Raw genomic sequence first — 18,746 nt, forward strand, 5'->3', positions numbered from 1 at the left:
GCTACTTGACCGACAGGTTGCGTGCTGCTGCCGCGGTCACGGCGGCCGTCTGCCGTCGTCGGGCAGGGGCGACGCGCCGAACCGGAAACGGCAGCAGCTTCGAGGCGTCCGGCTGCGCGACGTGCCGCGCCGGATGTTGGCCCACCAGCGCGGCGGCGCGGTAACGGCGCCGGACGAGATAGACGGGGCGCTGCTTCGACTCGTGATAGATGCGGCCGAGGTATTCGCCGATGACGCCGATACCGATCAGCTGGATGCCGCCGACGAACAGCATTACGGAGATGAGCGACGCGTAGCCGTGCACGGGGTTGCCGAACAGCAGCGTGCGCATGACGATGAAGGCGCCGTAGATGAACGAGAGGGCGGCGAACGCGAGGCCGATGTAGGTCCATACGCGCAGCGGCACGGTGCTGAAGCTCGTGATGCCTTCGAGCGCGAAGTTCCAGCGCCGCCATCCGGAGAATTTCGAGCGGCCGCCGCTGCGTGGGGCACGCGTATATTCGATGATCTCGGTGCGATAGCCGACCCACGCGAACAGGCCTTTCATGAAACGCCGCCGCTCGGGCAGCGCACGCAGCGCGTCGACGACCTGGCGGTCCATCAGCCGGAAATCGCCGACGTTCTCGGGCATTTCGACTTCGGAGAGGCGGTTGTGCACGCGGTAGTAGAGCGCGGCGGCCACGCGCTGCATCAGCGGATCGCACATGCGGTCGGTGCGCTTCGCGGCGACGACCTCGGCGCCGGCGAGCCAGCGTTCGACCATCGCGGGGATCAGAGCGGGCGGATCCTGCAGGTCGGCATCGATCAGGATCACGGCGGTGCCGGCGGCTTCGTCGATGCCGGCGGTGAGCGCGGCTTCCTTGCCGAAGCGCCGGGTGAGATCGACGATGCGCACGCGCGGGTCGCCGGCGGCGATGTCGATGAGCCTGTCCAGCGTGTCGTCGCGGCTGCCGTCGTTCACGCAAACGATTTCGAAGCGCGTGGTGTCGATCGATTCGAGGATGGGAAGGGCAGTCGCAAAGAATGCGTCGATCGCTTCCGCCTCGTCATGGAAGGGTACGACGAGCGATACCAACGGCTTTCGGGTGTGCCTGGACATATGTCCCCCCGTGAGATCAGGTCTGCGCCGCATTGTCTGGTCCTGATGTCGCCGAACCCCCGGAAACAGCTCCGGATCGGCGCAGTTTTGTGTGTTTTCTGTTTGTAATGCCCTGATTCGTTTGCCGTGAACGGCGGCGGCAAGCGGTCGGATCATTGTACGCACGAGTGACGCGGTCGTGACAACGTGCGCGGGTTTGCTCGGGGGAGGGATTTCAGCGATATGGCAGGGCGCTTCGGCGCCATCGGGAACCGCAACCGCCGCAGATGCAACGGTCGGCATGTCGATTCGAAAACGACGGTGACGGAGACGGGCATGCAAGTCCGGGATCTGACAGGCGCGCCGCTGGACTACTGGGTCGCGGTCGCGCAGGGCCATGACGCCCCGCACGCCGATGCGTCCGGGTGTACGTCGATTCGCGCGGCGGGCGCGGCGCCGGCTCCGTTCGCGCCGTCGACATCGTGGACGGACGGTGGCCCGATCGTCGAGCGGCTGCCGTTCGCCGCTTTCGAACGCGAGGGCGGCCGTGGCGCGTGGTGGGCCGTGCTGCACCGGGCCGTGCCGGCCGCGGGCGAGCGCTGCACGTTCAACCAGTCGGGGCCGACGCTGCTGGTCGCCGCCATGCGCACGCTCGTCGCCTCCACGTTCGGCGACGACGTGCCGGACCTCGACATGCCGCGGCCGCGCTGAACGCTGAACGCCGCCACGCGCGTCATCGTTCAGGCGGACACGTTGCGGATCGCGATCGAGGCGACGTCGACGCGCCGCGGCAGGATCGCATCGGCCGCCGCGCGGTCGGCGACACGCTGCAGCACGTCGATGTCGGCACCGCTGAGGCTGCGCTGCGCGAGCGCGGCCCGGCGCGCGATGTCGGTGGCCGCGTCGGGCGGCAGGCGCGTGAGCGACGCATAGACGGTCGCATAGTCGGCGGGATGCGCGAGCGCCCACTGGCCCGCGCGGGCGAGCCGCGCCAGCACGTCCGCGAGCGCCGCGCGCTTCGCGCGATCGTCGAACGTTTCGACCGGCGACGTGAGGAACGCCAGCCCGGAATTGATGCCGCTGCCGTCACGGACGACGCGCGCACCGCGTCGTACCGCATGCCCGTAGTACGGGTCGAACGTCGCCCAGATGCCGATCCGCTTCGCCTCGAACGCGGCGAACGCGTCGACGGGCAGCACGAAGCGCACGTCGACGTCACGCGGCGCGAGGCCGTGTTCGCGCAGCGCGCCGTACAGCTGGTACTGCGAAATGCTGCCGCGCGCGGACGACACGACGACGGTCTGTCCTTTCAGGTCGGCGACGGTGCGGACCGGCGAATCGGGCTGCACGACGATGCCGAGCGATGTCGCCGAGCCGACGCGCGTCGCGACGATCCGCAACGACGGATCGCCGAGCGCGGCCGTCAGCACGGGCAGGTCGCCGGCCGGCGCGAGATCGATCGCCCCCGCGCGCTGCGCCTCGAACAGCGGCGCGGCACCCTGGAAGTTGGCCCAGCGGAACCGGTAAGGCGTGCCGTCGAGCACGCGCGCGGCTTCGGCGAGCGCGCGCAGGCCGCCGGCCTGGTCGCCGAGCACGAGCGTGACGCCCGACGGGTCGGCGCCCGACGCACGGGCGGGCAGTGCGACGCCGCCGGCGAGCGGCGCGGCGGCGAGGGCGACAAGACGCTGCAGCACGCGGCGGCGCGCCGGGGCGGAAGTTGGGTTCATCGGCGGAGTGTCCTCGGTTACCCGCGCGCAGGTGGCGCGGTTGCCGGGCAGGTTACGGAATCGGTTTCCAGCCGACAAACATCGAATCGTGCAATGCATATTCGCGCCGCGGCGGCCGGCCTGGCCGCCGTCGCCGCACGCGGGCGTTTCATCCAGCGTCTTGCGCGGCCGACGGAACCGTCCGCAGGAACGCGCGCACCGCCGGCGCCTTTTCGAAGCGCCGGTGCGCGAGTGCGAGTTCCGACGTGATCGGCTTGCCGGCGATCGGCCGGTACACGACACCCGGCAGCGACACGCAGCCGGCGAGCGCATCGGGAATCACCGCGACCCAGCCGTTCACGGACACGCACGCGAGCACCGCGAGCAAGCCGCCCGGGCGGGCGGCGACCAGCGGCGCGAAGCGGCCGCGGCGCGCGACTTCGAGCGTGCCGCGCTCCTGTTCGGGCACCGCGAAGCGCGCGTCGGCGAGGTCGGCCGCGCGAACGGCGGCCATCGACGCGTAGCGCGACCCGGCCGGCACGGCCGCGACGAACACGTCGCGCTGCAGCGTGACGATCCGCAGGCCGCCTGGCAGCGGCAGCGGTGGGCGGACGTACGCGAGGTCGAGGCGGCCGGTGTCGAGCTGGTTCGCGACGTCGTCCATCGGCACTTCGCGCAGGTTCAGTTCGATGCGCGGATGCGCGTCACGAAACGCGCCGACCGTGCGCTGCAGCGTGCCCGAATAGACGGCCGACGACACGTAGCCGATCTCGATCCGGCCGAACTCGCCGCGCTCGGCCAGCGCCGCGAGTTCGCGGCCGCGCTGCAGGTGCTCGACCGCGGCGCGCGCTTCGGCGAGATAGGCCTCGCCGGCCGCGCTCAGCGTGACCGCGCGGCGCGACCGGTGAAAGAGACGCACGCCGAGCACGCGTTCGGCTTCCTGGATCTGCCGCGTGAGCGCGGGCGGCGCCATGTCGAGCGCCTCGGCCGCGCGGGCGAAGTGCAGGTGCTGCGCGACGCTCAGGAACGCGCGCACGTGACGGAATTCGAGCCGATCCATGATTGCAGTTTTCGTCAATAAAAAAGCGTCTGAGTGTCAATGACGGGCAATACCGGGCAAGCCTAGCATACGGTTCGTTCAACCTGTTCCGGAGTGTCCGATGTCCCAGTCTTCACCGACGTCGCGCGCGGGCGCGGCTGCCGCCCCGCGCACGGGCGGCCGCATGCCCGCCGCCGCGACGCTCGCCGTCGCGTCCGCGACCTGCTCGCTGATCGTGCTCGACACGAACGTCGTCGCCGTGTCGCTGCCGAGCATCGCGCGCAGCTTCCACGCGAGCTTCGCCGATATCGAATGGGTCGTGAGCGCGTACATGACCGCGTTCGCCGCCTGCCTGCTGCCGGCCGGCGGGCTCGCCGACCGCTTCGGACGCAAGCGGATGCTCGGCGCGGGGCTCGCGCTGTTCTTTCTCGCGTCGCTCGGCTGCGGCGTCGCGCCGTCGGCCGGCTGGCTGATCGCCGCGCGTGCGGTGAAGGGCGGCGGCGCCGCGCTGTTGCTGACGGCCGCGCTCGCCGTGATCGCGAACCGTTTTCCGGAGGGGCGCGAGCGGGCGCGCGCGTGGGCGATCTGGGGCATGTGCATGGGGATCGCGACGGCCGTCGCGCCGCTCGTCGGCGGCGCGATCACGCAATGGATCGGGTGGCGCTGGGTGTTCCTGCTGAACCTGCCCGTCTGCATGCTGCTCGCGGCCGGCGCGCGCGTCGCGATCGACGAGTCGCGCGATCCGCACGCGAAGCGCGTGGATGCGGCCGGCAGCCTGTTGTTCGGCGCGGGGCTCGCGTGCGCGATCGCGGCCCTGATCGGCGCACCGTCGCACGGCTGGCTGTCGGCCGCGACGCTCGGCCGGCTCGCGCTCGCCGCCGCGCTGTTCGCGGTGTTCGTCGGCGCGGAGCGCTGGCAGGCGCGGCCGATGATCGATCTCGCGCTGTTTAGCCAGCCGCGCTTCGTCGGCGCCGTGCTCGCGATGTTCGGTTATGCGGCGTGCGCGCAGGTGATGATGACGTTCCTGCCGCTGTACCTGCAGAACGCGTTCGGGATGTCGGCGATCGACGCGGGGCTCGGGATGCTGCCGTTCGCGTTCGCGATGATCGCCGGGCCGTCGCTCGGCGCGGCGCTGGCCGCGCGCGTGTCGTCCGGCGGCGTGCTGGCGGGCGGGCTCGCGCTGATCGGCGCGGGCAATCTCGCGACCGCGGCGCTGACGGCCGCCGGCGACTACCGGCTCGTCGCGATCGGCATGTTCGTGACGGGCTGCGGCGCGGGCATCATGAACGGCGATACGCAGAAGGCGATCATGGCGTGCGTGCCGTCGAATCGCACCGGCATGGCGTCGGGCATCAGCACGACGACGCGCTTCTCGGCGATCGTGACGGCCGTCGGCGTGCTCGGCGCGGTGCTGGCGGCGAGCACGCAGGCGCGGCTCGACCGGCTGCTGTCCGCCGCGCCCGGCCTGCGCGCGTTCGCCGATGCGCCGTTCATGTCGAGTCTGCTGGCCGGCGACCTGGCGCGGGCGCTCGAGCGTGTGCCGCCGTCGGCCGCCGGCGCGCTCGCGAAGGCGGCGCCCGTCGCGTTCGCGAGCGGGTTTGCCGACGCGCTGACGGTGAGCGGCGTGCTCGCGCTCGTCGTGGCCGTCGTTGCGTGCAAGTTGCTTGCGCAACCGATGCGCGATGGTGCGTGACGGTGCGTGAAAGTGTGTGACGTACGGAGCGGCGCGTTGTCGCGCCGGTCAATGCGACTTCGTCGCGTGACGGTGGATGCGTGCCGCATGGGCGACGCGCGGCGGGTGCGATGCACGGCAACGCGTCGCCTGCCTGCGGCGCGTGCGTCGAACCGGTTCGGGCGTATCGGCCGTAGCAGGTGTATCGGGTGCATCGGCCGTATCGCCCGCAGCCGTCACGCTGTTCCCTGCGTCCGCAACTGCGCCGGCGGGAACCGCGGCAACCGCCGGCAGCATCGCCTCGGCGTCGAGCCACGCGCGTGTCGCTTCCGCGATCAGCCCGCGCAGCCAGCGCACGCCGTCCACGCACGCGCCCGATTCGTTCCACGTCATCCGGTACACGATGTCGGGCGGCTCCGCCGGCAGCGCGACGGCGGCGAGCGGCAGCAGCTTCGCATAATGCCGCGCGAGCCGGTACGTGGTGGTCAGGAGCATGTCGGTGCGTACGAGCGCATGCGCGGCAAGTTCGAAGTGGGGCAGCGTGACGATGATCCGCCGCCGCAGGCCCACGCGTTCGAGCTGCCGGTCGATCGCGCCGGACGCCTCGAGCCACGACGGTGTCGGGCACAGCTGCGGCGCGTCGGCAAAATCGGCGGCCGTCATCGCGCCGTGCCGCGCGAGCGGATGCGTCGCGCGCATCAGGCATACGACGCGATCGTCGAACAGGTCGTCCTGCCGGAACCGCGACGAGCGCGCCGGGCGATTGTCGATCACGACGTCGAGTTCGCCGTCGGCCAGCGCGCGCTCGTCGTCGAAGCCGTCGCCGAGCGGATGGAACACGAGCTGCGCGTTCGGCGCGCGTTCGCGGAACAGCGCGACGAGCTTCGGCACGAACAGCACGTTCAGGTAGTCGGGGCAGCCGATCCGGTAGGTGCGCACCGACGTGCGCGCGTCGAACGTCGGCTGCTGGATGCGGATGAAGTCGATCACGCGCAGCGCGTTGCGCAGCGGTTCGATCAGCCGCGCGCCGAACTCGGTCGGCACCATCCCGTAGCGGCTGCGCACGAGCAACGGATCGCCGAGCAGCGTGCGCAGGCGCTTGAGCGCGGCGCTCGTCGCCGGCTGCGACATGTTCAGCCGCACGGCCGCGCGCGACACGGTGCGCTCGGTGAGCAGCACGAGCAGGATGCGCATCAGCCGCGCATCGAGCACGTCGAGCGCGCCCGCGGCGTCGGACGCGCCGCGGGGCAGTGCGTCCGGTTCTAGCGTGTCCCGCATGCCGATACGTCTCCCGGCGACACGATGCCCGAGCGCGACGCAGCAGCCGGCCGGCGGCGCGTCATTTTGCGAAGGTGCCCGGCCAGCCGACGATCCGCTTCGGGCGCGGCGGCGCGTACGTGCGGACCTTCGACGTCTTCAGCTTCAGGCGCACCAGCGACTCGGCGAGCGCGACCGCGGCCGACACGCCGTCGACGACCGGCACGCCCGTGCATTCCTCGATCTGCTGGTCGAGGCCGGCCATCCCGCCGCAGCCGAGGCAGATCACTTCCGCGTGATCGTCCTTCACCGCGCGCTGCGCCTGGCCGACGATCGACTCGATCGCGCGCGCCGGGTTCTCCTCGAGTTCGAGCACCGCGAGGCCGCTTGCGCGCACCGACGCGCAGCGCGCGTCGAGCCCGGCGAGCTTCAGGCGATCCTCGATCAGCGGCACCGTGCGGTCGAGCGTCGTGACGACCGAGTAGCGATGGCCGAGCAGCATCGCGACGCTCGCGGCCGCTTCGGTGATGTCGACGACGGGCACCGTCAGCAGTTCCTGCAGGCCTTCGCGGCCGTGTTCGCCGTAGCCGGCCTGGATCACCGCGTCGTACGGCTCGTCGTAGCTCAGCACGCGATCCATCACGGCGATCGCCGCGAGGTAGCTCTCGAAGTTGCCTTCGATCGACTCCGCGCCGAAGCGCGGCGTCAGCCCGACGATCTCCGTGCCCGGCGATGCGGCGGCCTGCGCCTGCGCGGCGATCGCGTCGGTGATCGACTCGGTCGTGTTGACGTTGACTACCAGGATCCTCATTGCTGACTCCGTATGCGTGTGTTCAGTGTTGCGCGCAGGCGACCGCGATGGGTTCGCCCGAGCGCTCCTCGTATTGCCGTTTGCGATCGGCCAGCAGCCAGTACACGCCGCCCGCGATGGCCGCGCCGAGCAGCCACGAGAACGGCGTCATCGCGCTGAAGGCCGGCACGACGGCGAGCGTGATCGAGATCAGCGCGGACGGCAGGAGCGCCGCAAGTGCCTTGCGGTTCACGCCGCGCGTGTAGAAATAGGCGCCGGTCGGCGCTTCGGTATAGAGGTCGGGCACGTTCACGCGCTGCTTGCGCACGAGCCAGTAGTCGACCGTGATGATCCCGTACAGCGGGCCGAGCAGCGCGCCGAGGCCGGACAGGAAATAGACGATCACGATCGGGCTGTTGTACAGGTTCCACGGCAGGATCAGCACGGCGACCGTCGCGCTGATCAGGCCCGCGCGGCGGAACGACAGGCGATGCGGCGCAAGGCTCGTCAGCACGAAGGCCGGCGCGACGAAGTTCGCCATGATGTTCACGGCGACCGTGACGATCAGGAACGCGAGGCAGCCGAGCACGAGGAACAGCTTGTTCGGCACCGTCGCGATGATTTCCGTCGGGCTGTGGATGATGTGGCCGTTCAGCTTGAACTGCGCGCCCGCGAGCACGAAGCTGATCGTCGCGAACACGAGGATGTTGACCGGCAAGCCCCAGAAGTTGCCGACCCGCACCGTCTTCGCGCTCGGCGACGAGCGCGCGAAGTCGCAGAAGTTGAGCACCAGCGTGCCGTAGATCGCAAGCCACAGCGAGCCGCCCGCGAAGATCTCCGTCCACATCTTCAGGCCGGTCAGCGGCTTGCCGATCGACATCGCGAGATGGCCGCCCGTGCGGCTGAACATCCACGCGGCGAGCGACAGCGTCGTGACGAGGATCACCGGGCCGGCGAGCCCTTCGTACTTGCGGACCATTTCCATCCCGTACGTGAGGATGCCGATCTGCACGAGCCAGATCGCGACGAACGTGGCCCAGCCGAGCGTCGACAGCCCGAAGATCGCATCCTGGTCGAACGCGGCGAGGCCCGGCCAGATCGCGGTGAGCAGCACGCGCAGCACGACGGACGCGAGATAGGTCTGGATGCCGAACCATGCGATCGCGATCACCGCGCGGATCATCGCGGGCAGCAGCGCGCCGTAGATGCCGAAGCTCATCCGGCTGATCACCGGGAACGGCACGCCGGTCTTCTGGCCCATGTAGCCGGTGAGGTTCATGAAGCAGTACACGAGCACCGCGCCGATCGCGAGCGACGCGAGCATCTGCCAGCCCGACAGGCCGAGCGCGAACAGCCCGATCGCGAACGAGTAGTTCGCGATGTTGTGCACGTCGTTGGTCCACAGCGCAAAGATGCTGTAGCGGCCCCACGTCCGCCCCTCGGCCTTGGTGGGCGCGAGGTCGGGGTTGTGCAGCCGCGGGCTCAGCGCGGGGTCGCGCGCGGCCGAATCGGTTCGATGCGATGCGTCGACCGCGCCGGGCACGATGCCCGGGCGGTGGGTGGCTTCCAGTTGCACGCCGTTGTCTCCTTCCATGTGCGGGGCGCGAAACCGGCAGCGCGTATACGCTGCGACGGCCCGGCCGCCGTGGACGTTATGTCTCGGATTTGTTCGCGAGTATGGGTGGCCGGCACGGTGATGGGAAATTAAATATTCGGCTGAGCGCCATTTGAAAAATGAATGGGAGGGATCGATGGCGAGGCACGGGGATTGCGCGCCGAAGGGTTCCATCCACCGACATCAGCGGAGGTGTCATGCAGCGATATTCCCTTCGTCACGTATCGCGAGCCGTCTTCGCCGGCATCCTGATCGCCGGCCTGGCGGCGGGTGCGGGTTGCCAGAAAAAGAGCGACACCGGTACCGGTGCGAGCTCGGACACCAGCGCCACGGGCGGCATGTCGCCGGCGCCGTCCACCGCGCCGTCGGGCACGCCGGGCGGCGCGGCAAGCATGCCGGGCGCGGCTTCCGCGCCGGCGGGCGCAAGCGGCGGCTGACCGGCATCAGGCGGGCGGCGCACGTGCACGTGCACGCGGCGTGCGCCGGTTCGTCACCCGTGCGCTGCCGTGCGGCATGCCCATGCCGCATGGGCGTCGCAGGACGCGCGTGCGCGGCGTCCCTGCGCGTGAAAGATTTGCAAGGACCGTTGTAGCGATTCCCGGACCGGCGCCGGCATCACGCCGGCGCACGCCGTCCGGAACAGGAGGTGCGATGCAGAACGCGGAATCGAATCCAACCCCGCAACAGCAGCAGGAACAGATCGCGAAGAGTCCGGTGAAGACCCCGGCAGCCGGCGACATGCCCGACGCGGCGACCCAGGCCGCCGAGGTGGCGAAGCGGCCGCTGACGCCCGAGGCGGTCGCGGCGAAAACGCCGACCGGCCTGCCGCCGATCGACGTCGGCGCGCATGCGGTCGACAGCGGCGATCCCGTGCGTCGCGCGGCCGGCCGGATCGTCACGCTCGACAACGCGAACATGGCGATGACCGACAACACGGTCGACGTCGACGGCAAGGGCATGGAGGCGCGCACCGGCGCGTCGGAACTGCAGGACAACGTGATCTACTCGAACGCGTCGCACGACGACGCGGTCGATACGCCCGACGAGGGGCTCGGCGGGATCGAGAGCCGGCCGGGCGGCAACATGCCGCAGATCGCGACGCGGCCGGGCTGGCGCGTGCGGCATGTCGGCGATGTCGACGTCGAGCACGGCGACGGTGCGCGCGCCGAGCACGTGATCTGCCTCGAGCGGATCGACTGATACCGCCGGATACCGTTACCCGGCGTGGGGCGGCCGGTGCATTCGCACCGGCCGCCACGATCGCCGCCGCCGTGTTCGGCCATTACTGCGGCCCGAGTTCCTGCGCGGACGTATCGGCGTCGTTGCCTTGCGCAACCAGCACGTGGATATCGTTCGGCGTCACGTCGCCGACCCCGCCCGACGGAATCGTCAGCAGCAGCCAGTCGGCGTTGTTGTTGATGGTGACCGGCGCGGTCTTGAGGATCGGCGTCTTGCTGCCGGCCGTCGTGACGATCACCTGGTAGCTGCCGCCGTTCAGGTAGATCGAATCCTGCGTCGAGGCCGGCACCGCGTTCTGGTAGGCCGCGCCCGCGAGCGTCGGGCTTTGCGTCGTGATGTCGGTGCCGGGCGGGACGACGTACATGTCGATGTTCTGCGCGTTCGGCGATGCATTGAAGCTGCGCACGCGCGCCTTGTCCGACAGCAGGCCCTTGTCGTACGGATCGTCGATCACGGAGATCAGCGACGTCGTGCTCGGCAGCGCGATCGTCGTGTAGTGATGGCCGTTCGCCGCGCTGAACGATTGCGACGCGATGGTCGAGGTCGTGCCCGAGATGTCGTAGCTCGCGGTCTGCGTGCCCGAGTCGACGTCGTGATAGCGCGTCACGCCCTTGTACGCGACACCCGACTGGTCGACTTTGGCGTTCAGGTAGTAGTCGAGGTTCGGGCCGGCCGGCACCGCGTTGATGAAGCGCGCCTGCGGCTTCGAGATGCCGAGCTCGGTGCCGACGTCGTTGCCGTCGCCGCCACATGCCGCGAGCACGGAAATGATGGAGCACAGGGCCGCTATCGTTCGTATTGATTTCATGTTGTCCTCTCGTTCAGGGGAACCTGTTTGCGATGCGGGATCGCCACGCGAAGGTCGCGTGGTGAGCAACGCCGGTTGCGGGAAGGATGTTGTCCGCCGGATCGGCGGACGCGTGGGTGGCGCAAGCGATGTGCCTGTCTGACGTCGGGGCGCCGGTCGGCCGGGCACGGGGCGGGGCCGGTCAGGGGTGAGTGAGAGGGGGCGCCCGGGTTGTAAAAAGGGCGGTGTCGCAGGAGCCGGGCGCGGGGACGCGTCGGTGCCGACCCGGCCGGCGGGGCTCGCCCCGGCCGTCGCGCCGCCCGGCGCGCCCGCAACGGCGTGCGGGCAGGGCGAAACTACCTGCCGGCCGAAGCCGGCCGCCGGCGAGGGCTGTAAATCTTGCCTGCACCCGTCATCGTTTAACCATTCGAAACAATGTGTTCACCGAAAGGGGCATGATCTCCGGCGATCGAGCAGGCATACTGTCGCCTATGTTGCTCAATGCACGTCGAAGTACGTGCGCTTGCCCCCCATGTCCACTCCAGTTTCCTTTCGAACCCTGCGATGGTTGACCGTCGCGGCTGCTGTATGCTTGCTCGCCGCGTGTTCGACCGCTTCCGACGTGACCGCGACGTCGAACCCGAACGTATTTACCGTGACGACGCGCACGGTCGGCGTATCGACGACGTGGGCCGACGCCCATACGAAGGCCGTCGACGAAGCCACCAACTACTGCACGCAGCGCGGCATGCGCGCCAGCCTGAAGCAGGAGGCGCTGACCAGCGGCAGCCGTGTCGGCGCGCGCTCCGAACTCGCGTTCGAGTGCCATCCGACCTTCGAGACGGCGTCGAATCCGCGCGGTTGAGCGACCGGCGGCGTCGCACGCCGCCGCCGTCCGCGTTTTCCTTCTCCCCGATGCAAACCGACCCGCGAGGCCGTTCAGGCACATCGCGGGTCGGCGCACGTCCGGCGTCGGCTGCGGCGATTACGCCGGCTGCGCCTCGTACAGCTTCACGCACGCGGAGAAGTCGAGCGTGCCGAGCCCCTGCTGGTTCATCGACTGATAGAGCTGCTGCGCGAGTGCGCCCATCCACACCGGCTGGTGCGCGCTCCGTGCCGCTTCGGTCGCGAGCCCGAGATCCTTCAGCATCAGGTTCGCCGCGAATCCGCCCGCATAGCCGCGCGCGGCCGGTGCGGTGTCGCTCACGCCCGGATACGGGTTGTACGTGTCCGAGCTCCAGCAGCGGCCGGTCGACGTATTGATGATGCCGGCCAGCACGGACGGATCGATGCCGAGCGCGGCGCCGAGCGCCATCGCTTCCGAGACACCCATCATCGAGATCCCGAGCAGCAGGTTGTTGCAGATCTTCGCGATTTGCCCGGTGCCCGTGCCGCCGCAATGCACGACGTTCTTGCCCATGTCGAGCAGCACGGGGCGGATGCGCTCGAACAGCGCGGCGTCCGCGCCGACCATGAAGGTCAGCGTGCCGGCCTGCGCGCCGCCGGTGCCGCCCGACACGGGGGCGTCGGCGAGCGGGAAGCCGCGCTGCGCGGCGGCGTCGGCCACTGCGCGCACGGTGCCGGGATCGATCGTGCTGCAGTCGATCAGCGTCGCGCCGGCGTGCGCGCCGGCCAGGACGCCGTCGTCGCCGAGATAGACCGCGCGCACGTGTTGCGCGGCCGGCAGCATCGTGATCACGACCGCGCCGCGCGCGGCCGCTTCGCGCGGCGAGCCGGCGGCGGTCGCGCCGGCGCGCACCGCGACGTCGACCGCGTGCGCGTCGAGGTCGAACACCGTCAGCGCGTGGCCGGCTTTCAGCAGGTTGGCGGCCATGGGGCCGCCCATGTTGCCGAGTCCGATGAACGCAATGTCCATGTGCAGGCCCTCGCTCAGCGCAGCGCGATCGTCGTGTTCACGCCGCCGGCCGTCGCGTCGTCGTCGAACCAGCGCGCGGTGACCGTCTTCGTCTGCGTGTAGAACTGCACGACCTGCTTGCCGTACGGGCCGAGGTCGCCGAGCTTCGAGCCGCGCGAACCCGTGAAGCTGAAGTAGGGCACCGGCACCGGAATCGGGATGTTGATGCCGACCTGGCCGATGTCGATCTCGCTCTGGAACTTGCGTGCCGCCGCGCCGCTCTGCGTGAACAGCCCCACGCCGTTGCCCATCGGGTTGCGGTTGACGAGCGCGATCGCGTCGTCGAGCGTGTCGGCCTCGAGCACGACCACCACCGGCCCGAAGATTTCTTCCGTATAGATCGACATGTCGGTCGTCACGCCCGAGAAGATCGTCGGGCCGACGAAGTTGCCCTGCTCGTAACCGGGCACCTTCACGTTGCGGCCGTCGAGTTCGAGCTTCGCGCCGGCCTTCACGCCTTCGTCGATCAGCGCGGTGATGCGCGCATGCGCGGCCTTCGACACGACCGGGCCGACATCGGTACCCGGTTCGTGGCCCGCGTTCACCTTCAGCGCCTTCGCTTTCTCGACGAGCTCGGGCAGCCAGTCGCGCGCCGTGCCGACCAGCACGACGACCGACGTCGCCATGCAGCGCTGGCCGGCCGCGCCGAAACCCGCGCCGACGAGCGCGTTGATCGTCTGCTCGCGGTGCGCGTCGGGCAGCACGACCGCGTGGTTCTTCGCGCCCATCATCGACTGCACGCGCTTGCCGTGCTGGCTGCCGAGGTTGTACACGTGCGTGCCGACGCGCGTCGAGCCGACGAACGAGATCGCCTTGATGTCCGGGTGCGTGCAGAGGCGGTCGACCACCGTCTTGCCGCCGTGCACGACGTTCAGCACGCCCTGCGGCACGCCGGCCTCGATCGCGAGCTCGACGAGCTGCATCGTCGACAGCGGGTCCTGCTCGGACGGCTTCAGCACGAACGTGTTGCCGCAGACGATCGCCATCGGGAACATCCACAGCGGGATCATCCCGGGGAAGTTGAACGGTGTGATGCCCGCGCACACGCCGATCGGCTGGCGCAGCGTGTAGGTATCGACGCCGCCCGCCACGTTCTCCGCGAATTCGCCTTGCTGCAGCGTGCCGATCGAGCACGCGTGCTCGACCACTTCGAGGCCGCGGAAGATGTCGCCCTGCGCATCGGGCAGCGTCTTGCCCTGCTCGGCCGTCAGCGTGTGCGCGATCCGTTCGAGATTGCGGCGCACGAGATCCTGGAACTTCAGCATGATGCGCAGACGCGCGCCGATCGGCGTCGTTTTCCACGTCTGGAACGCGCGCTGCGCGGACGCGATCGCGGCGTCGACCTCGTCGAGCGTCGCATACGGCACGCGGCCGATCACTTCCTGCGTCGCGGGGTTGACGATGTCGCCCCATTCGGCGCTTTGCGATTCGACAAACGCGCCGTCGATCAGCAGCTTGGCGGTGGGCAGGGCGAGGGTGGTCTGGGGAACTGCGGCGTTCATGGAACTCTCCGGGGAACGAGGTGATGACAAACAAGGCGGCCCGTATCCGCCGCCGCGCATGCACGCACGGCGGACGGCAGGACGAACTGAAATCGATCGGATGCCGGCGGCGTGCTCACGCGCGCGCCGGCCGCATCAACGCGGTACACACGAGCGCGAACACGCCGAAGCCGACGAGGTAAGCGATCACGTAATGCGGCTGGCCGCCGCCGGCCTTGAGCAGCGACGTCGCGATCATCGGCGCGAAGCCGCCGCCGATCACGCCGGCCAGCTGCACCGACAGCGAGATGCCGCTGTAGCGGATCTCCGCCGGGAACTGCTGCGCGAACAGCAGCGATTCCGGCGCATAGAGAATCGGGAACACGACGCCGAGGCCGAGCACGATCGCCCACCATGCGGTCGACGTCTGCTGCGTGCCGAGCATCATGAAGAACGGCGCGGCGAACGCGCACATCAGCACGAGGCCGATCGCGAACATCCGGCGCTGGCCGATGCGGTCGCTGAGATGGCCGCACAGCGGCATCGTGACGAGCGACAGCGCGGCGCCGGCCGTGATCGCGTGCAGCATCTCGGCCTTCGGCAGATGCAGCTGCTGCGTCGCGTAGGCGAGCGCGAACGTGACGACCATGTAGAACCAGGTGTTCTCGGCGGCGCGTGCGCCGACGATCGTCAGCACCTCGCGCGGATGGCGGCGCAGCGCGGCCGTCACCGGCGACTTCTCGGCCTTGCCCTGGCGCTGCATTTTCTCGAAGTCGGGCGATTCGGGCACCTTCGCGCGGATGAACCAGCCGAGGCCGACGAGCGCGATGCTCGCGAGGAACGGCACACGCCAGCCCCACGACAGCATGTCGGCTTCCGGCAGCGCGGCCACCGCGGCCATCGCGACCGACGACAGGATCAGGCCGAGCCCGACGCCCGTCTGCGGCAGGCTGCCGAACAGCCCCTTGCGGCCCTTCGGCGCGTGTTCGACGGCCATCAGCACCGCGCCGCCCCATTCGCCGCCGACGGCCATCCCTTGCAGGAACCGCATCCCGATCAGCAGCGCGGCGGCCCAGTAGCCGATGCTGTCGTACGACGGGATCAGCCCGATGATCATGCTCGGCACGCCCATCAGCAGCAGCGTGATCATCAGCATCGACTTGCGGCCGATGCGGTCGCCGAAGTGGCCGAACACGATGCCGCCCATCGGCCGCCCGATGAAGCCGACCGCGAACGTGCCGAACGCGGCGAGCGTGCCGACGACGGGGTCCAGCGACGGGAAGAAGATGCGGTTGAACACGAGCGCGGCGGCCGTGCCGTAGAGGAAGAAGTCGTACCACTCGATCGTGGTGCCGGCCATGCTGGCCCAGCCGGCCAGCAGGTGGTGCTTCGCGGTGCGCTCGGGCGCAGGTGCCGCGACTGTCGCATGCTCATCGAGGGTGGATCGCGTCTGCATGGTGTCTCCGTGGTGGTGCCGCGGCTCGTGGTCCGCAGGTCACGGTCGAGTATAGTTATGCGCAGATTCATCATGTACCGATAAAGAAACCGGTTGGATGTGCATTTATGCATATCGACGGCCGGCCCGGAGACTCCCGCCCCTTTTTCCCTCGCCGATGCGACATGCCACCGAGCCGGTTTCCGGCAACCTGAACTGGGACGACCTGCGTTTTTTCCTCGAAGTCGCGCGCACGCAGCGGGCGAGCGGCGCCGCGAAGCGGCTGGGGGTCGACTACACGACCGTCGCGCGGCGCATCCGCGCGCTCGAGGCGGCGATGGGCACGCTGCTGTTCGACAAGTCGCGCTCCGGCGGCTTCACGCTGACGGCCGAAGGCCAGCGGCTCGTCGCGTATGCGGACGCGATGGAGACGACCGTGCAGTCCGCGTGCGACCAGGTCGCGAATACGGGCGAGGCGCTGTCGGGCCATGTGCGGATCGGGTCGACCGAGGGGTTCGGGTGCTTTTTCCTCGCGCCGCAGCTCGCGCAGTTTCGCGCCGAGCATCCGCACGTGACGGTCGACCTGCTGCCGGTGCCGCATTTCGTCAACCTGCCCAAGCGCGAGGCGGACCTCGCGATCACGCTCGAGCGGCCCGAGCGCGGGCCTTACGTGGTCACGAAGCTGTGCGATTACCAGTTGCGGCTATACGCGACGCGCGACTATCTCGCGAACCATCCACCGATCACCTGTACCGACGATCTCGCGGAGCACGCGTTCATCAGCTATGTCGACGATCTCGCGTTCAGCAATGAGCTGCTGTACCTCGACCGGGCGGTGCCGGGCGCGACGGCCGGGCTGCGCACGACGAGCGTGATCGCGCAGTATTTCGCGGCGCTGCAGGGCGGCGGGCTCGCGATCCTGCCGTGCTTCATGGCGGCCACGCAGCCGGCGCTGGTGGCCGTGCTGCCGGACGACGTGGTCGTCACGCGGTGCTTCTGGCTGACGTGCCGCGAGGACCTGCGCAAGCTGCGGCGCGTGACCGCGCTGTGGGATTACCTGCGCGCGGCGGCGGACGCGAATCGCGCGCTGCTGTCGGGCGAATCGGGGACGCTGAGATTCGTCGGCGAGCCGGCCTGACGGAATGGCGGGCGGGGTGGTGACGAACGAGTTGATCTGAATTGAAAAAATGGCCGACGAAGATCCGGCCGGTTATCGGGGGAAATGCAGATGGCGTTGACGCAGGCGGGCAAGGTGTTCGTGGTTTGTGTGGCGGTATTCGGCGTGGCCGCGTACTGGCTCGCGTCGCGCATGGTGCGCCGCCAGACCGGCGGCGCGCGCGGAGCGGGCGGCGCGGGCGGCGCGGTCGCCTTCTGGTGGCTCGTGTGCTTTTGCCTGGTGTCGCTGTGTTTCCCGTTCGCGTACTGGATCGGCGACGAACTCTACGCACTGGCGGTGTCGCCGAAATACGAGGCGACCGTCGTGTCCTACCAGTCCGAGTGGGACACCTGCGAGCGACGCGATAGCAGCGGGCGCACCGAACGATATCGGTGCATCAAGTACACGTCGATCCTGGAGGCCGTGATGCCGGATGGCGAGCGGGTCGTGCTGCCGGGCAACATCCGATCGGGCGGCGTGCCGGAGATCGGCGAGAAGATCGATGTCGTGTTGCCGGCCGGGGCTACCCAGTTGCATGAACGCAGCGTGCGCAGTGTCGGCCTGCTGGCCGGCGGCGCGCTGATGGTCGCGATCATCGGGTATTTCGTCTACCTGATCGCGGCGTACGGTGCGGGGAAGAACATCGACGGCGCGGCCCGATTCGGCGTGGCCGTGGTGATGAACGCGCTCGTGCCGCTCGGTGTGCTGCTGATGGAAATCGCGTTCCTGAGCGTGCCGTACCGCTACTGGGTGTGGGGGAATCCCGAACAGTGGCCGGTGTGGGTGCTGGCGCTTGGCCTGCTGTTCGCGCTGGCGCTGCTGCCGTTGCTGCTCATCTACGCGCGAACCGCGTGGCGTGCGGTCGTGAAGTGACGAATGCGGCGGGGCGGTTGTGTCATCATGCCCGCACCGGCAACCGCCAGGAGACGGTCGTGGAAATTCATTCGCAGTGGACGTTCGATTGCCGGCCCGAGCATGTCTGGCCGCATTTCCTCCATGCCCGGATGGACGACACGCGGCCGTTGCTGTTCCGCCTCGGCGTGCCGAAGCCGGTCAGCTGCCGCGTGCTCGAAGGCGTGCCGGCCGTCGGCAACACGCGGCAGTGCACGACCGATCGCGGCACCATCGATCAGCGGATCCTCGTGCTCGACGAGCATCGCCGGCTGCGTTACCGGATGGTGGCGTCGACGGTGTGGTGTCGCGACTGGGTCGGCCTGCTTGAGGACGAATTCACGCTGACACCGGTGGAAGGCGGCAGGACGCGCGTCGAACGGCGCACCGTGTTCAACGCGCGTGGCCTCTTCAGGCCGGTTCGGCAGATCGGGTTGTGGCTCGCGTTGCGGCAGGCGCACCGGTATGCGGCCCGCAACTGGCGGCGTCTCGCGATGGCGGCGAAGGGGCGGGCGGGTGCGATGGAGGCGGTGCGCTAGGTCTTGGGCACGGGCGCGGGCGCGTAATAGATTTGCCCGACATCCGTGTCGGGAGGTATCCGGAATTCCGTGTGTGAGGCGGGGTTGAGATTCAGACTCCAATGTTGAATCGTTCCGGGTAAAGCAGTGCGAACTGCGTCATGGCG

General features: G+C 69.4%; 18 protein-coding genes. 8 read left to right on the forward strand and 10 right to left on the reverse strand.

All coding sequences use genetic code 11. The features are described 5' to 3' along the window. Position 1: 1 nt before the first annotated feature. A complete protein-coding gene (locus ABIC51_RS17935) occupies positions 2-1,099 on the reverse strand; it encodes a glycosyltransferase family 2 protein (protein WP_060373036.1) in 1,098 nt (365 codons plus the stop codon). A 315-nt stretch (positions 1,100-1,414) separates the two neighbouring features. On the opposite strand from ABIC51_RS17935, the gene ABIC51_RS17940 reads away from it, so the two are divergent. After that, positions 1,415-1,789, forward strand: coding sequence for a phage protein NinX family protein (locus tag ABIC51_RS17940; protein ID WP_354006574.1), 375 nt, complete (start codon positions 1,415-1,417; stop codon positions 1,787-1,789). 29 nt (positions 1,790-1,818) lie between these two features. On the opposite strand, the gene ABIC51_RS17945 is transcribed toward ABIC51_RS17940, so the two are convergent. Both ABIC51_RS17945 and ABIC51_RS17950 read right to left on the reverse strand, forming a co-directional pair. Next, positions 1,819-2,805, reverse strand: coding sequence for an ABC transporter substrate-binding protein (locus tag ABIC51_RS17945; protein WP_354006575.1), 987 nt, complete (start codon positions 2,803-2,805; stop codon positions 1,819-1,821). Between the two features lie 148 nt (positions 2,806-2,953). After that, positions 2,954-3,844 (reverse strand): LysR family transcriptional regulator, encoded by an 891-nt coding sequence (locus tag ABIC51_RS17950; protein WP_354006576.1) that lies wholly within the window; start codon positions 3,842-3,844, stop codon positions 2,954-2,956. Positions 3,845-3,944: 100 nt separating this feature from the next. Between ABIC51_RS17950 and ABIC51_RS17955 the strand changes: the two genes are divergently transcribed. Then, entirely contained in the window at positions 3,945-5,516 is a 1,572-nt protein-coding gene (locus ABIC51_RS17955; protein WP_354006577.1) for an MFS transporter, read from the forward strand. 48 nt (positions 5,517-5,564) lie between these two features. Here ABIC51_RS17955 and ABIC51_RS17960 read toward each other — a convergent pair whose 3' ends face one another. The 3 genes from ABIC51_RS17960 to ABIC51_RS17970 all read right to left on the reverse strand — a co-directional run bounded on the left by ABIC51_RS17960 (position 5,565) and on the right by ABIC51_RS17970 (position 9,136). After that, positions 5,565-6,773: a LysR family transcriptional regulator gene (locus tag ABIC51_RS17960; RefSeq protein ID WP_354006578.1), complete on the reverse strand. Its 1,209-nt coding sequence runs from the start codon at positions 6,771-6,773 to the stop codon at positions 5,565-5,567. Between the two features lie 61 nt (positions 6,774-6,834). Beyond that, a complete protein-coding gene (locus tag ABIC51_RS17965; RefSeq protein WP_175861111.1) occupies positions 6,835-7,563 on the reverse strand; it encodes an aspartate/glutamate racemase family protein in 729 nt (242 codons plus the stop codon). Positions 7,564-7,585: 22 nt separating this feature from the next. Then, on the reverse strand, positions 7,586-9,136 hold the full coding sequence (locus ABIC51_RS17970) for an NCS1 family nucleobase:cation symporter-1 (RefSeq protein WP_226128832.1): 1,551 nt from the start codon (positions 9,134-9,136) through the stop codon (positions 7,586-7,588). A 218-nt stretch (positions 9,137-9,354) separates the two neighbouring features. Here ABIC51_RS17970 and ABIC51_RS17975 point away from each other — a divergent pair, with 218 nt between their 5' ends. Next, positions 9,355-9,594 (forward strand): hypothetical protein, encoded by a 240-nt coding sequence (locus ABIC51_RS17975; protein ID WP_060314592.1) that lies wholly within the window; start codon positions 9,355-9,357, stop codon positions 9,592-9,594. 214 nt (positions 9,595-9,808) lie between these two features. Further along, on the forward strand, positions 9,809-10,357 hold the full coding sequence (locus tag ABIC51_RS17980; RefSeq protein ID WP_175898055.1) for a DUF3005 domain-containing protein: 549 nt from the start codon (positions 9,809-9,811) through the stop codon (positions 10,355-10,357). 82 nt (positions 10,358-10,439) lie between these two features. On the opposite strand, the gene ABIC51_RS17985 is transcribed toward ABIC51_RS17980, so the two are convergent. Beyond that, positions 10,440-11,204 (reverse strand): DUF4397 domain-containing protein, encoded by a 765-nt coding sequence (locus tag ABIC51_RS17985; RefSeq protein ID WP_059694242.1) that lies wholly within the window; start codon positions 11,202-11,204, stop codon positions 10,440-10,442. A 511-nt stretch (positions 11,205-11,715) separates the two neighbouring features. On the opposite strand from ABIC51_RS17985, the gene ABIC51_RS17990 reads away from it, so the two are divergent. Continuing rightward, on the forward strand, positions 11,716-12,048 hold the full coding sequence (locus tag ABIC51_RS17990) for a hypothetical protein (RefSeq protein ID WP_059684256.1): 333 nt from the start codon (positions 11,716-11,718) through the stop codon (positions 12,046-12,048). Between the two features lie 120 nt (positions 12,049-12,168). On the opposite strand, the gene mmsB is transcribed toward ABIC51_RS17990, so the two are convergent. The 3 genes from mmsB to ABIC51_RS18005 form a co-directional block, all read right to left on the reverse strand. After that, positions 12,169-13,059 carry a 3-hydroxyisobutyrate dehydrogenase gene (gene mmsB / locus ABIC51_RS17995; RefSeq protein WP_060058680.1) on the reverse strand — a complete coding sequence of 297 codons (891 nt, stop codon included), beginning with the start codon at positions 13,057-13,059 and terminating at the stop codon, positions 12,169-12,171. Between the two features lie 14 nt (positions 13,060-13,073). Then, positions 13,074-14,600 carry a CoA-acylating methylmalonate-semialdehyde dehydrogenase gene (locus tag ABIC51_RS18000; RefSeq protein WP_027791228.1) on the reverse strand — a complete coding sequence of 509 codons (1,527 nt, stop codon included), beginning with the start codon at positions 14,598-14,600 and terminating at the stop codon, positions 13,074-13,076. A gap of 115 nt (positions 14,601-14,715) precedes the next feature. Continuing rightward, complete coding sequence (locus ABIC51_RS18005; protein ID WP_027791229.1) at positions 14,716-16,035, reverse strand: MFS transporter; 1,320 nt, start codon at positions 16,033-16,035, stop codon at positions 14,716-14,718. Positions 16,036-16,192: 157 nt separating this feature from the next. On the opposite strand from ABIC51_RS18005, the gene ABIC51_RS18010 reads away from it, so the two are divergent. From ABIC51_RS18010 to ABIC51_RS18020, 3 genes are all read left to right on the forward strand, one after another. Beyond that, on the forward strand, positions 16,193-17,152 hold the full coding sequence (locus ABIC51_RS18010) for a LysR family transcriptional regulator (protein ID WP_060085041.1): 960 nt from the start codon (positions 16,193-16,195) through the stop codon (positions 17,150-17,152). 90 nt (positions 17,153-17,242) lie between these two features. Beyond that, entirely contained in the window at positions 17,243-18,043 is an 801-nt protein-coding gene (locus ABIC51_RS18015) for a uracil permease (RefSeq protein WP_146252660.1), read from the forward strand. 59 nt (positions 18,044-18,102) lie between these two features. After that, positions 18,103-18,600, forward strand: coding sequence for an SRPBCC family protein (locus tag ABIC51_RS18020; RefSeq protein ID WP_175898054.1), 498 nt, complete (start codon positions 18,103-18,105; stop codon positions 18,598-18,600). Positions 18,601-18,746: the final 146 nt, after the last annotated feature.

It is taken from the genome of Burkholderia sp. 572 (genome assembly GCF_040545135.1).
In the GTDB taxonomy this organism is placed as follows: Bacteria; Pseudomonadota; Gammaproteobacteria; order Burkholderiales; family Burkholderiaceae; genus Burkholderia; species Burkholderia cepacia.